Consider the following 14,630-nt stretch of genomic DNA (forward strand, 5'->3'; position numbering starts at 1 on the left):
GCTTTAACCGGCGTTTTTGCCCTGAGCTCTTTTGAAATGTAAATTCTTCACTGATCATCCCGGATTTTAATCGCTCAATTTTACACTCCAAACTAATTACTACCTTTGCAACATGGTAGAAATCGTATTAAAAAAGGGAAAAGAAAAAGCTGCATTACAAAGACATCCATGGGTATTTTCTGGCGCATTGGAAAAAGTAAAAGGAAAACCAGCAAATGGTGAGGTGGTTAAAGTTTTCGCTTTTGATCACGAATTTCTGGCCTACGGCTATTACAACAACAATTCTCGAGTAGCTGTTCGCCTTTTGGAATGGGATGAAACCCAAATCATTGATAGAACATGGTATGAGAGCCGATTGAAACAAGCTATCGCATCACGCCAGTTTATTCTTTCTGAACAAACCAATACCTGCCGTTTAGTTTTTAGCGAAGCGGATTTTTTACCCGGATTAATCGTTGATAAATATGCTGATTTTCTTTCTTTACAGATTTTAAGTTCGGGCATAGAAAGTGTAAAAAATGATATTGTTGATATTTTAAAAGCGCAACTTAAACCAAAAGGGATTTTTGACAAGAGTGACGCCACTGCCCGAACACACGAAGGTTTGCCTATTGAAAATGGCTTGCTTTGGGGCGAAAATCCACCTGAATTTTTAGAAGTTAAAGAGAATGGAATTGCCTACAACATCAACATTGCTGAAGGTCAAAAGTCTGGTTTCTATTGCGACCAACGTGATAACCGAAAAATTTTAGCCAGTTATACGAAAGGCAAAAAAGTACTGGACTGTTTCAGTTACAGTGGTGGATTTAGTTTGAACAGTTTGGCCAATGATGCGGAAGCTGTAACCAGTGTGGATAGCTCAGCACTGGCGGTAGAAACACTCCAGCAAAATGTTGCCCTGAATAAATTCGATCCAAAGAAAGTAACAACCATTCAATCTGATGTAAATAAACAACTTAGAGCGTTTAAAGAGGCGGGAGAATTATTTGATGTGATTGTTCTTGATCCACCAAAATATGCACCGTCACGTTCTGCGTTAGATAGAGCAGCAAGAGCTTATAAAGATTTGAATAGATTAGGCATGCTGCTTTTAGAAAAGGGCGGATTATTGGCTACGTTTTCTTGCTCTGGCGCTGTAGATATTGAAACTTTTAAACAGATAATCGCCTGGGCTGCACTCGATGCAGGAAAAGAAGTTCAAATCATTAAACAGTTTTGCCAACCGGAAGATCATCCTGTTAGAATTTCATTTTCTGAAGGAGAATATTTAAAAGGGTTATTATTAAGGGTTTTGTAAATGTCAGTTATTGCCATGGAAGCTTGCCTTTAATTTTCCGTGATCTTGGTGTTTCCGCGGCAAATTCCATTTGTGCGAAAGCGATTCTAGTGTAAATGATTTGTGAAACACGAAATGCTATTTACACGCTCGTTAGAAACGAGCGTGGGCTTCGGTATTAAGATTTGAAAAATTCCAATTATAGCCACGGAAGCACGGCAGTCACGAAAGCTCATTATTAATTTAGGTGTTAACCGCTTAACTTATATCTCCTCTGAGTTTTGAGGCAGGTGATCATACTCACCTCTCCAGGCGTAAAAGCCGAAAATCATCAATCCTAGACTAATTGGCAAGAAAATGAAAAGAATAATTCCCCACTGCAACATCGTGTTGGTTCTTTCAATATCTGTGTGGGTTAGTCCGACTTTTTCAACAGCTTGAATAAACAGAAAGGTCATCGCAACAGGCCCGAGAATCATCCAGATTAATCCTAAAAATTTCTTTATCGTGTTCATGCTTACAGTATTAATCGTTAATGCTTTCGTCCTTTTTGTTCGACAAATAAATTGTTCCAATAATTAAACTTAATGTTGCAATGCCAATTGGATACCACAAACCAGAAAGTGGTGTAGAGCCTGAAAAACTTGCAATTAATGTTGCAATAAAAGGCACCAATCCCCCGAACACGCCATTGCCAATATGATAAGGTAGCGACATGGAAGTATATCGTATTTTAGTTGGAAAAAGTTCCACTAAAAAGGCGGCAATTGGTCCATAAACCATAGTTACCAGTAAAATCTGAAAGAAAATTAAGCCTACAAATTTCCAGAATATTGGTGTTGGTAAAACTTTATCCTTAACAATTTCGGTACCGGAACGAATTCCTTGCTGAACCGAAACCGTATCAGTTTTCACCACACTGTACGACGCTCCGTTTTTCAATTGAACTTTTGTAGTGATCGTTCTTAAACTATCGGCAGTATTTGCAATTAAAACAGCACTTGATGGAGCCGTTTTAGCAGATAATATATCGCTTTGTTCAACTTTGCTGAAATCTGTATCATCTAAAAATGCCTGATAGATTGGGCGGTAGAAAACAATGCCCAGCAACATCCCACTCAGCATGATCCACTTTCGGCCAACCTTGTCACTCCAGGCACCAAAAATCACAAAGAATGGTGTGGCGAATGCAATTCCCCAAAGTAAAATATACCTCGAATCGTTGAAATCAAGTTTACAAGTGTTTTCTAAAAAAGATTGGGCATAAAATTGCCCGGTGTACCAGATTACGCCCTGACCCATAGTGGCGCCAAAAAGAGCGAGCAACACCATTTTAAAATTCGCCTTGTTATTAAAACTTTCTTTCAATGGATTTTTAGATACATTGCCTTCAGCCTTTAATTTGGAAAACATCGGCGACTCATGCATTTTCATCCGGATATAAATGGAAACCACTACCAGTAAAATAGAAAGCAGAAAGGGAATTCTCCAGCCCCAATCGCCAAAGGTTTCTGCACCTAAAATGTTTTTGGTAATTACAATTACACCCAAAGAAAGAAATAATCCAAGTGTTGCGGTGGTTTGAATCCAACTGGTAAAAAAGCCTCTTTTGTTTTTAGGCGCATGTTCTGCCACATAAGTTGCAGCACCGCCATATTCTCCGCCAAGCGCTAAACCCTGCACCAAACGCAAAATCAAAACCAGAACAGGTGCGGCATAACCAATACTTTTATATGAGGGGATGAGTCCGATTAAAAAAGTAGATCCACCCATTAAAACCAATGTTAAAAGAAACGTATATTTTCTTCCAATTAAATCACCTAAACGACCAAAAACTAAAGCTCCGAATGGGCGAACAATAAAACCTGCTGCGAATATCGCCAGTGTATTGATTAACGCAGAAGCGCCTGCATCTTCAGGAAAGAGTTGATGACCAATAATAACGGCTAAACTTCCAAAGATGTAAAAGTCGTACCATTCAATTAGGGTTCCAAGTGATGATGCACCAATCACTTTAAAGATATTATTCTTTGGTAAAGTTTCGCTCATGAGATGTTAGGAATATTTGGTTTCCCAATATAAACATTTGCATGACAATCAGCAACCTGCACCGTCTGTGATTAAATTTGTTACGTTTGCAAACATTTCAGCCTCTGCTTTGTATTTTCATTTTCCAATAAACATATATGCTTTTAATACAAAACATTAGACTCAGTAGAATTTTACGAAATACCTGGCATGTTGATCTGATTATGATCGCTTCCTGTACTGCCGCCTACTTCATTAGGGAATATTTAATAGCACATCACTTTGTTATTCCGACTATTATACCAACCGTGTTGGGTACTGCAATTGCATTTTTCATTGGTTTCAATAATAACCAGGCTTATGACCGGTGGTGGGAAGGCCGGAAAATTTGGGGAGCTATCGTAAATGATTCAAGATCATTCGCCAGGGCTTTGTTGAATTACATCGATGAGGATCCTGTTTCAGCTAAACGAATGATTTATCGCCACATTGCCTTTTTATATGCTTTGAAAGCAAGTTTAAGGGGGGCAGTTGACGAAATTTATATAAAGTATTTATCTGAGGAAGATTTAAAGGAAGTTGCGAAGCATACCAATGTTCATAACGCAATACTGAACATTCAATCGAGAGATTTACAAAAGCTTTCCAAAGCCAACCAAATAGACGGTTTCAGATTTATTGAAATTAATGAAATGCTGGTGAGGTTTTCTGACTCGATGGGAATGAGCGAACGGATTAAAAACACCATTTTCCCTACAACTTATACTTATCTGACGAAAGTATTTATCTGGCTGTTTGTAGTTACCTTTACGCTGGTAATTAGTCAGGATGCCGGACCTGCATCTATATTTCTTGGCTGGTTAATTGGTTTTGTGTTTGTCTCCACGCAAATTAATGGAATGAGTCTGGTTAATCCTTTTGAAAACAATTCGGCCGGCGTTCCTCTAAATCAAATTACCCGGACAATAGAAATCAATCTGTTGCAAATGCTGGAAGAAACGGATATTCCGGAGCCAATTAAACCCATTAACGAAGAATATATTCTTTAGTGTTTAACCGTTTTTTTCCCAATCCAAATGAGTAGGATAGAAAGCAACCAGAAAAGCACTACACAAAAAAATGCATTCAGAACTGCTTTAGGATAGCCTAAGTTGACAACATTTATAAATGGGTAGGGATATAAATTAATCAGATAACCCCGGATTACAATAAACACAATATAGGCTATTGGGTAAATTAACCAGGTTAACGCACTTTTATAGGTTAACTTAGTTTTATCAACAAAGAAAATCCAGAAACCTAAAAAAAATAAGCGGACTGGCAACGTGTAGAAGTTCATCGGCGATTCTGGCCCAGCCCGTGGGATGTAATAAACCACGTAACAAAACATTGTAGATCAGCCCGACCACTAAAATATATACTGTTAACGCCGTAAGGGTAGATGGCTTGGAAAAAAAGACACCTAAATTTTTCTCTTTCACTAACCAAAGGGATAGCAAACAGAATCCCAACAAAATGTTTGTGGTAACCGTAAAGAAGGAAAGAAATAACTTAAGCGTTTCTATAAGATGGAAATTAGCTTGCTGCAAACTCACATAAAACTGCAGTAGGATTGAAAACCAAATGATGACTGCGCCAAATGCGACATAAGTTTTTGAAGCGGGGGATGAAATCATGTTTAGAAATGTTGGAATACGCTTAGAAAACTAAGTTAAACATTTTATAAAAGCAGTTATTTAATTTCATTTAATAGTTTCTGTTCAAAGAGAATTGATTTTTCTTTAAACTCAGGATCGACCAATGAAAAATTTGCCATTGCCATTAAGATTTTACCGTTTTTCCCGATTAGGATATTTGATGGAAAACCATGATTAATATTAAGTTTCGAGATGGCTGCTTTAGATAAACTTACAATTTCATATCGGTATCCATTTTTCTTTTGAAATCGTTTTGCCAATGCTGGTGAATCATGAGTAATTCCAACAAAACGTACACCTTTTTTAGCATATTTGTCAGCTAAATTATTGAGTTCAGGCATTTCTGCAATGCATGGAGGGCAGCTTTCAAACCAAAAATTTATCACAGTTATCTGATTTGTCAAATTAGATTTGAAGAACGCTTTTCGATTGGTTTTTAATCCTTTAAAATCAGGTAAATCTTTACCTGTCAAATCTTCAAAAAAAGTTTCCTGAGTAGCCCATTTAACTTCCTGTGCTGTTGCTGCTAAACTTAGAAGTAAAATGAAGATGGAAAGATAAATTTTCATTGCTGTTGATAAAGATAAAGCAAATTTAACAAGACCGTATAAAACAAAAAGCCTTACCGTAAAATTAGGTAAGACTTTCCATTTTTATCTTTTGACGATTTTCAGTGTGATTGGCTATTTAAAAGTTACAGATCCGTATTCTGTTTTCACACTTACATTAGCGGTGCCACCACTTCCAATTTTGCCAGCATATTTTTTGTTTTCATCATCTTTACTAACCAAACTAGAGGTAACATTCGAACCATACTTGAATCCTGCATAAGAAGTTGAAACATTAAAGTTAGCATTAAAACGATCTGCAAAACCAATTCCGACACTCACATACTCGCCCCCAAAAGTGAAGTTTTTACAGGCTGGCGTAATTTCACTCACGTTTAGTCTATTATAATCCATATTGATGTTTGCATCACCGTTCAAAGTGCCCAGCGTAACATTTGAATACTCGGCATTCACGGCTAATTTTCCCGCTGATGCGATATTTAAATCGCCGTAAGCTTGTTTAACAACTGTATTTCCCTTCACAGTATTGATATTTACTTTGGCATATTCTGCACTCAATAACAGATTTCCGCCTATTGTTCCAACTGTTAAGCCTTTGCCATATTGTACTTTGATATCAGCTGATCTGCGAATGGTGTTGATATTCACACCCACATACTCGGCATCTAACTCCAGTGTACCTACAGATCCAATGGTTACCGGGCCATTGTACTCATGTTTAACTACGGCAGCATTTAAATCCTGAATATCACATTTACCATACTGTACGTTGACGTAATTATTGGTATTGCTTAAATTGCCCGCAACCAAATTTCCGTATTGAACTTTTAAAGAAGTTGGTCCTGAGAAGTTGCCCAACTCTACATTTCCATATTGTTGTAAAACAGATAGCGGATTAGCTGATGGCATATAAACAACGTAGTTGATTTTAACTTCCCTTCTCCAGGTAGTTACGCCATTCCTAACGCCTCTGCCCCAACGTCCACCACGATCAGCCAGATTGGTTTTAATAGTAACCACATCACCATTTTTGTTGGCATCGATATTTACACCATCTAATAACTTCTGAACATCATTGTCAGAGTTACTGAAAGCTTTGATATCTATATCAACTTTCACTTCTTTTCGATCCCAGGTTTTTATCGTGATAGAACCATACTGATTGTTCAGGTTTACTTTATCACTATTATCTACACTGAAGGTTTTCGAGAAAGATTTCGAACGTTCTGCATCAGCTCCTGATTCAACATCTTGATTGACGCTAACCGTACTTTTTACTGAAACTGCTGCATAAGTATCATTTGATGCGTTTACCACCACGCTTTGTTGGGCATTCGTTTTTACGGCGATAAGAGCCAAAAAGGCCTAAAAATATTTTTATTGTTTTCATGTTTGTTAATTGTTAAACATTTACAAGCTAACCTGCCGACCGGTTTGCACTGAAATGTAATGAGCGTATCCTATGAGTAGTTAGTATTGATATCAGGTATTAAGATCTCAATCACTTCAACTTTTTACTTTATACTTTTCACTTTATACTTTATACTTCCTGCTAAATCTGGTTGACTCTTTTATAATCATCTACCTGATTAATGATGAGAAGCTGTTGTTTTAATAATTGCAATTGAATTTCGCGGTTTTTTACCATTGCTTTAACCACAAATGTTTGGTTGGGCGATGTTGGAAGTTCTAACCGTAACCTTTCATATTCTTCATCAAGTTTGGCTAAATCAGCGGTAAACTTTTTATAAAGCTCAGGATTTGCAGAGGCGAAAATGGCCAGGCTATCTCTTTTTTCGGTTATTAATCCGGTAAAATGAACTTCTTTTTGTGCATAGGCTGCATTAACATCAGCGATTTCTAAATCTTTGTTTTGTAACCTTCCGGCGTACAACCAAACTATACCGAAAACCACTACGATACTTGCGGCCACACTCATCCATAAATACAGCTTTATCGGCTTTTTTTTATTTTGCGCTTCCTGAGTTTTTTTTGGCATCTAGCTCCAGCTCAATTTTTGCCCATAGGCCAGCTGGTGGTTCCATAATGTCAAAAGCCTTCCGGTTTTCCTTAACAAAAGTTTCTAATCTATTATTCATCTCTCATCCCTTTCTGTTCTAAAATACTTTTCAATTTTTTCTTCGCCCTCATGTATTGCGTGCGACTTGTGTTTTCACTAATTTTTAAAATATGTGCAATTTCTTCGTGGTCATAACCTTCTAACAAATACAAACTCAAAACCACTCTGTAACCATCTGGCAGTTCTGCAATCGCACTCCTCACTTCATCTGCCTGGAGTTTTACGTCATAGTCATCTGCCGATATTTCGTCTGGTAATTCAGCAATTTCATCTGTTCCAACAAATTCAAACTTGCGCTTACGCAGATAATTAATGGATTTGTTAATCACAATCTGTTTTAGCCAGAGTCCGAAGGTGGTTTCCTGTCTGAAATCTACAATTCGGGTAAATGCATCTAAAAAAGATTCCTGTAAAACATCTTCAGCTTCTTCTTCATAATTTAGAATTCGCAACGCGACATTATACATTGCCTTTGCATACAGTTTGTACAAATCAAACTGCGCTGCCCGGCTGCCCTGCATGCATGCTTTTACTAGCTCTAGGTTTTTATCTACGTAAACGGTCTCCAAAATTTTGAATATTCTGATTATAAGACATAAGGGATTTTAAAACGTTGCATCAAGGTAGAAAAAAAGTTGAAAAACTTCTTTACTTTAGAAACAAGGATAGGGGAACTTAACCTTATATAGATAGGTGCAGAACCAAGAGAACAGCAGAAAACACTATTTATCTTCTGTGGCTAATCTAATGGCTTCTTCAAGAATTTCATCTTTACATTCCTGTATACCCTTAATCGTACTATTAACAGTAACATCCGGTATTACACCATTTAAATGATGCTTGCTTCCATCAGGATTTTTGACTAACATGCCAGAATAAAAAAAGCGATAGCCGCCTGGCATGGATACTAAATTAATACCGCCATTGGTTCCGGACGTCGGCTGCCCAACAATAGTAACCACTTTGAATTGTTTGTATGCAGATAAAAAGCTCTCAGTCGCACTTTGACCAGTAGCATCGGATAATAAAAAAATTTTTGCTTTTACATAAGGAAGCACAGGTTCAATAGTATAAGATCCGATAGTGTACGATACGTTTTTATAATCTGGATATAAAATTTGGGGAGTAAACATTCCGCTGCTTGCAGTAAGTTTCTGATGTGTTAAATGCGATAGAAAAGTTTCGGTATTTTCATTCAGATAACCTCTCATATCTACAATGACAGATTTTGCTTTTAAAATCTCAGCCATATGTGCCTCGGTTGTAGTTTTGTTCAAGTTAATATAAAAGATATCACTCGAAATCCATTCACACGCTCCTCTATTGTTTCGATCTGAACCAGAAACATATTCACTGTATGGAAAGGTTCGGGCAACATCAACAGAAAGATTTTGCCCTCTTCGGTTCAAATTCAAATGCAAAACTTCGTTCTTTTTCCTTTTGTAAGGGCTATCAGGCTTTTTGCTTGCTTCCATTGTTTTGAGCCAGAAAAAAGCGAATCCGTAGAACGCAGAATATCAAATGGATTTTTTTGGTTAATTTTAGTGAGTTCGTCGCCGGCTTTAACCTTCTGAACCAATCCTGAATCGAGCACCTTTTTTATGACAACTTTTCCTTCAGCTATATCAAAAAGCATTGGCAAAGTAGCAATGTCTTTATCCGTATCACCATGCAAATCCACAAACATGTGACCATCATTGAGTGAATTTGCGATCCACTTTAATGTTTTCAAAAAATCTAGATCAGTTTTATCACTGAAAACCCTTAATATGCTTTTGTTCCACAATTCATCGGCATTTATTGTAGCATCATCCCAGTAAGGATAAGAATGTTTTAATGCGTTGTATAAAATCACAACATCGGCCAATCGAATAGTTATATCCGCCCCCCTAATTTTAAATTCACCCTGCTCATCTTTAGGCCAGGAGGCATAAGCTCGGTTAATGAGTTCAGTCACATTTGTTTCGTTAACAATTGGAAAAGTGTGCTTTTCATTTCCGTACAGCGCTAAAGGCATCATAAACTTTATTCCAGGCACCAAAGGTTTCGCTATAAATTCTCCAATTTTCAGTTCTTTATCAAAAAGCTTTTGGTCGCCTTCCGGTCTAAAAAATCGAACAATCCTGATATCAATCTTCGAATCCAGTTGATTTAAAGCTACAGTATTTTCAACCAATGGAATATCCAATGTTTTACCTTCATCAATTATCTTTAAACTGATTTTATTAACATTTAAAGACCCTGTGCTAAAATTTGGCTCAATAGCAATTGCAAATAATTCCAACTGCGGATCAAAAACGCCTTCGAAGAAATATTCCTTCTCTTTATTTGATACAGCAGACGCTTTTATGAAAACAAGTTTGTCCAGATACGGTTTCAAAACCAAATTTTTTATGTCCGATTCAGCATGAATATTTAGGATGAACTTTTTCCCTTTATAGGTAGCAACGTTAACTGGAGCTAAAGCAAATGCATTTTCTGTAATTTTTTTCTGAGTAATTGGATTAATTCTATTAATCCTGATACTGTTATAATTAGTATCAAAATAAGGTAATTTCAAGCCAACATGCTGCCAATAAATGGATTTATATCCTGTTAAGTTTTGAGGTGTAATTTCGCTTAAGTCAAACTTCAGATCAGCTTTTGAAGAAAGTTTTAGAGTTGGTGCAACAGGTAAAAATAATTCATTTAATGTGGTTATTAATTCCTGATCATCTTTAACTTGCAGCATTTTTTGACTTCCATAAATAGCAAAGCCCTGCCATTCGATTCTAGATGCTTCATCCGAAGGATGGAAATATTGAACGTATCCGTATAGTTTGCTAAACGCGGTTAAGTTTCGAATTTGCTGAGAAGTTTGCGTAAAGCCAGTTATGGAAACAAGGACAAAACATAGGGTAAATAGGGATTTCATTTAGTAAGGATTTATTAAATCAAATGAATATACCTACTAAAATTTCTCGATGTTAAGTTTTAACAAATATTAACACGAAATTTTCTGACAAACAAAAGGGCGATGTTTCCATCGCCCTTAGCTATTATTTACTCAAATACATTGATTTATCTTTGTAAAGCTTGCGGAAATAAGGATCTTCCAAATCTTTAATGAAACGGATCGCTTCACCGGTTGATTTCATTTCCGGACCTAACTCTTTAGTCACCTCCGGGAATTTCTCGTAAGAGAAAACAGGCTCTTTAATTGCGTAACCTTTCAACTTACGTTCGATGGTGAAATCCTTCAATTTCGCAACACCTAACATAATTTTAGCCGCAATGTTAATGTAAGGAACATCGTAAGCTTTCGCGATGAATGGAACCGTACGAGAAGCCCTTGGGTTTGCTTCAATTACGTAAACCTTTTCATCTTTAATCGCAAACTGAATGTTTAACAAACCACGCACATCTAAAGCTTTTGCAATTTTGATGGAATATTCTTCCATGGCTTGCGTCACTTTATCTGATAAGCTGAACGTTGGCAATACCGCGAATGAATCTCCTGAGTGGATACCTGCAGGTTCAATGTGTTCCATCATACCTACAATGTGAACATCATCTCCGTCAGAAATCGAATCAGATTCTGCTTCTTCGGCTCTATCTAAAAAGTGATCGATCAATACGCGGTTGCCCGGAAGATCACCTAATAATTTTACAACGGCTTTTTCCAGATCTTCATCGTTGATCACAATGCTCATGCCTTGTCCGCCCAAAACGTAACTCGGACGAACCAATACCGGATAACCAACTTCGTTTGCCACAACAATGGCTTCTTCAGCATTTTCCGCTACGCCATATTTAGGATAAGGAATATCAAGATCTTTCAACAAATCTGAGAAACGACCGCGGTCTTCAGCGATATCCATGTTCTCGAAAGATGTTCCAATGATTTTAATTCCTTTTTCCGTTAGCTTTTCGGCCATTTTTAAAGCGGTTTGACCACCCAACTGAACGATTACACCAACTGGTTTTTCCAGTTCGATGATCTCGCGAACATGCTCCCAAAATACCGGCTCGAAGTATAATTTATCAGCCATGTTAAAATCTGTAGAAACCGTTTCAGGGTTACAGTTCACCATGATGGCTTCAAAACCAGATTCTTTTGCGGCTAACAGACCGTGTACACATGAATAATCAAATTCAATTCCCTGTCCGATACGGTTTGGACCAGATCCTAAAACGATAACTTTTTTGCGATCTGATGAAATTGATTCGTTCTCTTCATCAAAAGAAGAATAATAATACGGTGTTTGTGCCGGGAATTCCGCAGCGCAAGTATCTACCATTTTATATACCCTGTTGATGCCTAGTTCTTTTCTACGGTCATACACTTCATCTTCAGTAACGTTGCCCAATAACCAGGCAATTTGCACATCAGAGAAACCTTTTTGTTTTAAGGTGAAAAAGAAATCCTGAGGGATGTTATTTAGAGAATATCTTTTTAACTCAACCTCTAAAGCAACAAGCTCCTGAATTTGATTTAAGAACCATTTGTCGATTTTAGTCACCTTGCGGATAGATTCCAAAGGCACACCCATCGTCATGGCATCTTTTATTAAGAACAGACGGTTCCATGAAGCGTGCTCCAAACCATCCATAATTTCATTAATGTTGCGGTTTTGACGACCATCAGCACCTAAACCTGCACGGCCAATTTCTAAACTCTGACAAGCTTTTTGCAAAGCCTCGATAAAGGTACGACCAATGGCCATTACTTCACCAACAGATTTCATTTGTAAGCCCAACTCTTTGTTGGCACCTTTAAACTTGTCGAAATTCCAGCGAGGAATTTTAACGATGACGTAATCTAAAGTAGGTTCGAAATATGCCGAAGTTGTTTTCGTAATCTGATTTTCGATTTCATCTAAGTTGTAGCCGATAGCCAGCTTAGCTGCAATTTTAGCGATAGGATAACCTGTTGCCTTACTTGCTAACGCTGATGAACGCGAAACACGTGGATTAATTTCGATGGCAATAATATCATCATTAGCTGGATTAACCGAAAACTGAACGTTACAACCACCTGCAAAAGTGCCGATGGCTCGCATCATTTTGATTGCCTGGTTACGCATCTCCTGGTAACAACGATCAGATAAGGTCATTGCCGGAGCAACCGTAATTGAATCTCCGGTGTGGATACCCATTGGGTCGAAATTTTCGATAGAACAAATGATAATGACGTTATCATTGCTATCTCTTAATAATTCCAATTCGTATTCTTTCCAACCTAAAACAGCTTGCTCTACTAATACTTCGTGAGTTGGAGAAGCCTCCAAACCGCGTTTAAGTGCGGCATCGAACTCTTCTTTTCTGTGAACAAAACCACCACCAGAACCACCCAAGGTATATGATGGGCGAATTACCAATGGAAAACCAATTTCCTGAGCGGCTTCTTTACCTTCTAAAAATGAGTTTGCAATTTTAGATGGCGCTACACCGACACCAATATCAACCATTAACTGGCGGAAAGCCTCACGGTTCTCCGTTTTTTCAATAGCTGCTACATCAACCCCGATCACCTTAACGCCGTATTTTTCCCAAACACCACGCTCAGAAGCCTCAACGCAAAGGTTTAATGCAGTTTGTCCACCCATTGTTGGCAATACTGCATCAATTTTAGGCAAGTCTGGAGAATCGATATGCTCCTGTAAAATAACCTCGATTGAATCAACTGTTAAAGGGCGAAGATAAACATGATCGCCAATTACCTTATCCGTCATAATAGTTGCCGGATTAGAGTTGATGATGGAAACGGTAATTCCTTCTTCTTTCAAAGAAAGTGCCGATTGTGAACCAGAATAATCAAATTCGCAGGCTTGGCCAATAATAATTGGGCCTGATCCGATAATTAATACTGAGCGTATGGAAGTGTCTTTAGGCATGATAAAGCTTAATACAATAATTAAAATTCTAAAGTTTTTACCCTTTTTAAGGATGAAGAAGCAAGAAGGTTTTCTGCTTTTTGATGAGGAAAATCCCAACTGTTCTGTCGGGATGCAAAGATAGGTTTTTACACTTGTTTTCCGATGAATAAATTAAAATAAATAAATCAGGCTTTAACCACTGCAGAAACGAAATATTTTTCGAAATCCAATCGTAAACTATTTAGCCATTGTACTATAAAAATATCTTCGTAAACCGTGCTTCATCAATCCATTACGAATAATAAAAAATCACCAACGAATAATAAACGGTGGACAATTGAACCATCAAAAAATATTTATTTGTAACAGAAAAATAATTCAAAGCAGCTTATTAAGATTGCTGCCAGCGCATTACACAGTTCAAATAATCAAGAAATGGTTCACGGATACTATTCAAAATTAATAAGCAAGCAGCAAATCAGTCAGCTGAAATATCCAAAATGTGATGCTGAATATGATATGCAATTTGAAACTTTTTGCAAAATTCATCACATGCTGTTTATACCATTTGTTGCAGGCAAAAAGACACCTTATATCGGATGCGGTAAATGCGGCACTCACTACTATCCCACGGCGTTTCCAGCTTTTGAACAACAAGCCATTGAGTTTGCTAAACAAACCAAAAAACGATGGTATCATTTTTCAGGACTCATGCTGCTTTCCATTTTCGTTATCGGGGCAGTTACTTTGGTTTATAAGGGATCTCAGGAAAACAAAAAGCGAATGGATAACAATCTGGCCGCAATACAACCCAATTGCGTTATTTTCTATCACAAAGCAGAAGATGTAAATACCAGCATGCTCGTAAGCAGAGTAGTTGCCGATACTGTTTTTGTACATGAAAATTCACGATCTACCAACGGCAGTGCATATCAGATAGATGATTCTGATAACTATAAAGGGCCCGAAACTTTTTTTTATGAAAAGTGAATTAAAAAAATGGCTAGCAGAAGGTAAAATCAATGACATCACCGAGCCTCAAACCTATGCAGAATAACTTCTAAACCTTAAGAAATGAATTTAGTTGACCAAATAAACGCTTCGAATAAAAGAAATAACAAA

Annotated in this window: 13 protein-coding genes and 1 pseudogene; 3 read left to right on the plus strand and 11 right to left on the minus strand. The window is 37.4% G+C overall.

The window, feature by feature from the left end:
* Window positions 1–112 precede the first annotated feature (112 nt).
* Entirely contained in the window at window positions 113–1,297 is a 1,185-nt protein-coding gene (locus tag ON09_RS06960; RefSeq protein WP_010600340.1) for a class I SAM-dependent rRNA methyltransferase, read from the plus strand.
* 242 nt (window positions 1,298–1,539) lie between these two features.
* Here the strand turns inward: ON09_RS06960 and ON09_RS06965 are convergent, their stop codons facing one another.
* Both ON09_RS06965 and ON09_RS06970 read right to left on the minus strand, forming a co-directional pair.
* On the minus strand, window positions 1,540–1,791 hold the full coding sequence (locus ON09_RS06965) for a DUF6814 family protein (protein ID WP_010600341.1): 252 nt from the start codon (window positions 1,789–1,791) through the stop codon (window positions 1,540–1,542).
* Window positions 1,792–1,801: 10 nt separating this feature from the next.
* A complete protein-coding gene (locus tag ON09_RS06970; protein WP_010600342.1) occupies window positions 1,802–3,325 on the minus strand; it encodes an MFS transporter in 1,524 nt (507 codons plus the stop codon).
* 137 nt (window positions 3,326–3,462) lie between these two features.
* Between ON09_RS06970 and ON09_RS06975 the strand changes: the two genes are divergently transcribed.
* A complete protein-coding gene (locus ON09_RS06975) occupies window positions 3,463–4,353 on the plus strand; it encodes a bestrophin family protein (protein WP_010600343.1) in 891 nt (296 codons plus the stop codon).
* Here the strand turns inward: ON09_RS06975 and ON09_RS26800 are convergent.
* From ON09_RS26800 to carB, 9 genes and pseudogenes are all read right to left on the minus strand, one after another.
* Window positions 4,350–4,980: pseudogene (locus tag ON09_RS26800) on the minus strand (Pr6Pr family membrane protein). The gene ON09_RS06975 and the pseudogene ON09_RS26800 sit on opposite strands and share 4 nt — an antisense overlap.
* A gap of 56 nt (window positions 4,981–5,036) precedes the next feature.
* Complete coding sequence (locus ON09_RS06985; protein WP_162097936.1) at window positions 5,037–5,474, minus strand: TlpA family protein disulfide reductase; 438 nt, start codon at window positions 5,472–5,474, stop codon at window positions 5,037–5,039.
* A gap of 210 nt (window positions 5,475–5,684) precedes the next feature.
* Window positions 5,685–6,929 (minus strand): hypothetical protein, encoded by a 1,245-nt coding sequence (locus ON09_RS06990; RefSeq protein WP_010600347.1) that lies wholly within the window; start codon window positions 6,927–6,929, stop codon window positions 5,685–5,687.
* Window positions 6,930–7,122: 193 nt separating this feature from the next.
* Window positions 7,123–7,569: a hypothetical protein gene (locus ON09_RS06995; protein WP_010600348.1), complete on the minus strand. Its 447-nt coding sequence runs from the start codon at window positions 7,567–7,569 to the stop codon at window positions 7,123–7,125.
* On the minus strand, window positions 7,538–7,669 hold the full coding sequence (locus ON09_RS26485; RefSeq protein ID WP_262495821.1) for a hypothetical protein: 132 nt from the start codon (window positions 7,667–7,669) through the stop codon (window positions 7,538–7,540). The genes ON09_RS06995 and ON09_RS26485 overlap by 32 nt, the downstream gene beginning before the upstream one ends.
* Window positions 7,662–8,219, minus strand: coding sequence for an RNA polymerase sigma factor (locus ON09_RS07000; protein WP_029204168.1), 558 nt, complete (start codon window positions 8,217–8,219; stop codon window positions 7,662–7,664). Before ON09_RS07000 ends, ON09_RS26485 begins: the two co-directional genes overlap by 8 nt.
* A gap of 153 nt (window positions 8,220–8,372) precedes the next feature.
* The gene (locus tag ON09_RS07005) at window positions 8,373–9,125 is read right to left on the minus strand and encodes a S41 family peptidase (RefSeq protein ID WP_029204169.1); all 753 of its coding nucleotides are present in this window, start codon (window positions 9,123–9,125) and stop codon (window positions 8,373–8,375) included.
* A complete protein-coding gene (locus ON09_RS07010; protein ID WP_029204170.1) occupies window positions 9,062–10,564 on the minus strand; it encodes a hypothetical protein in 1,503 nt (500 codons plus the stop codon). The genes ON09_RS07005 and ON09_RS07010 overlap by 64 nt, the downstream gene beginning before the upstream one ends.
* 124 nt (window positions 10,565–10,688) lie before the next feature.
* Window positions 10,689–13,526 carry a carbamoyl-phosphate synthase large subunit gene (gene carB, locus ON09_RS07015; RefSeq protein WP_010600350.1) on the minus strand — a complete coding sequence of 946 codons (2,838 nt, stop codon included), beginning with the start codon at window positions 13,524–13,526 and terminating at the stop codon, window positions 10,689–10,691.
* 417 nt (window positions 13,527–13,943) lie between these two features.
* Between carB and ON09_RS07020 the strand changes: the two genes are divergently transcribed.
* The gene (locus ON09_RS07020) at window positions 13,944–14,498 is read left to right on the plus strand and encodes a hypothetical protein (RefSeq protein ID WP_010600351.1); all 555 of its coding nucleotides are present in this window, start codon (window positions 13,944–13,946) and stop codon (window positions 14,496–14,498) included.
* The last annotated feature ends 132 nt before the right edge of the window (window positions 14,499–14,630 follow it).

It is taken from the genome of Pedobacter agri PB92 (assembly GCF_000258495.1).
Lineage (GTDB): Bacteria > Bacteroidota > Bacteroidia > Sphingobacteriales > Sphingobacteriaceae > Pedobacter > Pedobacter agri.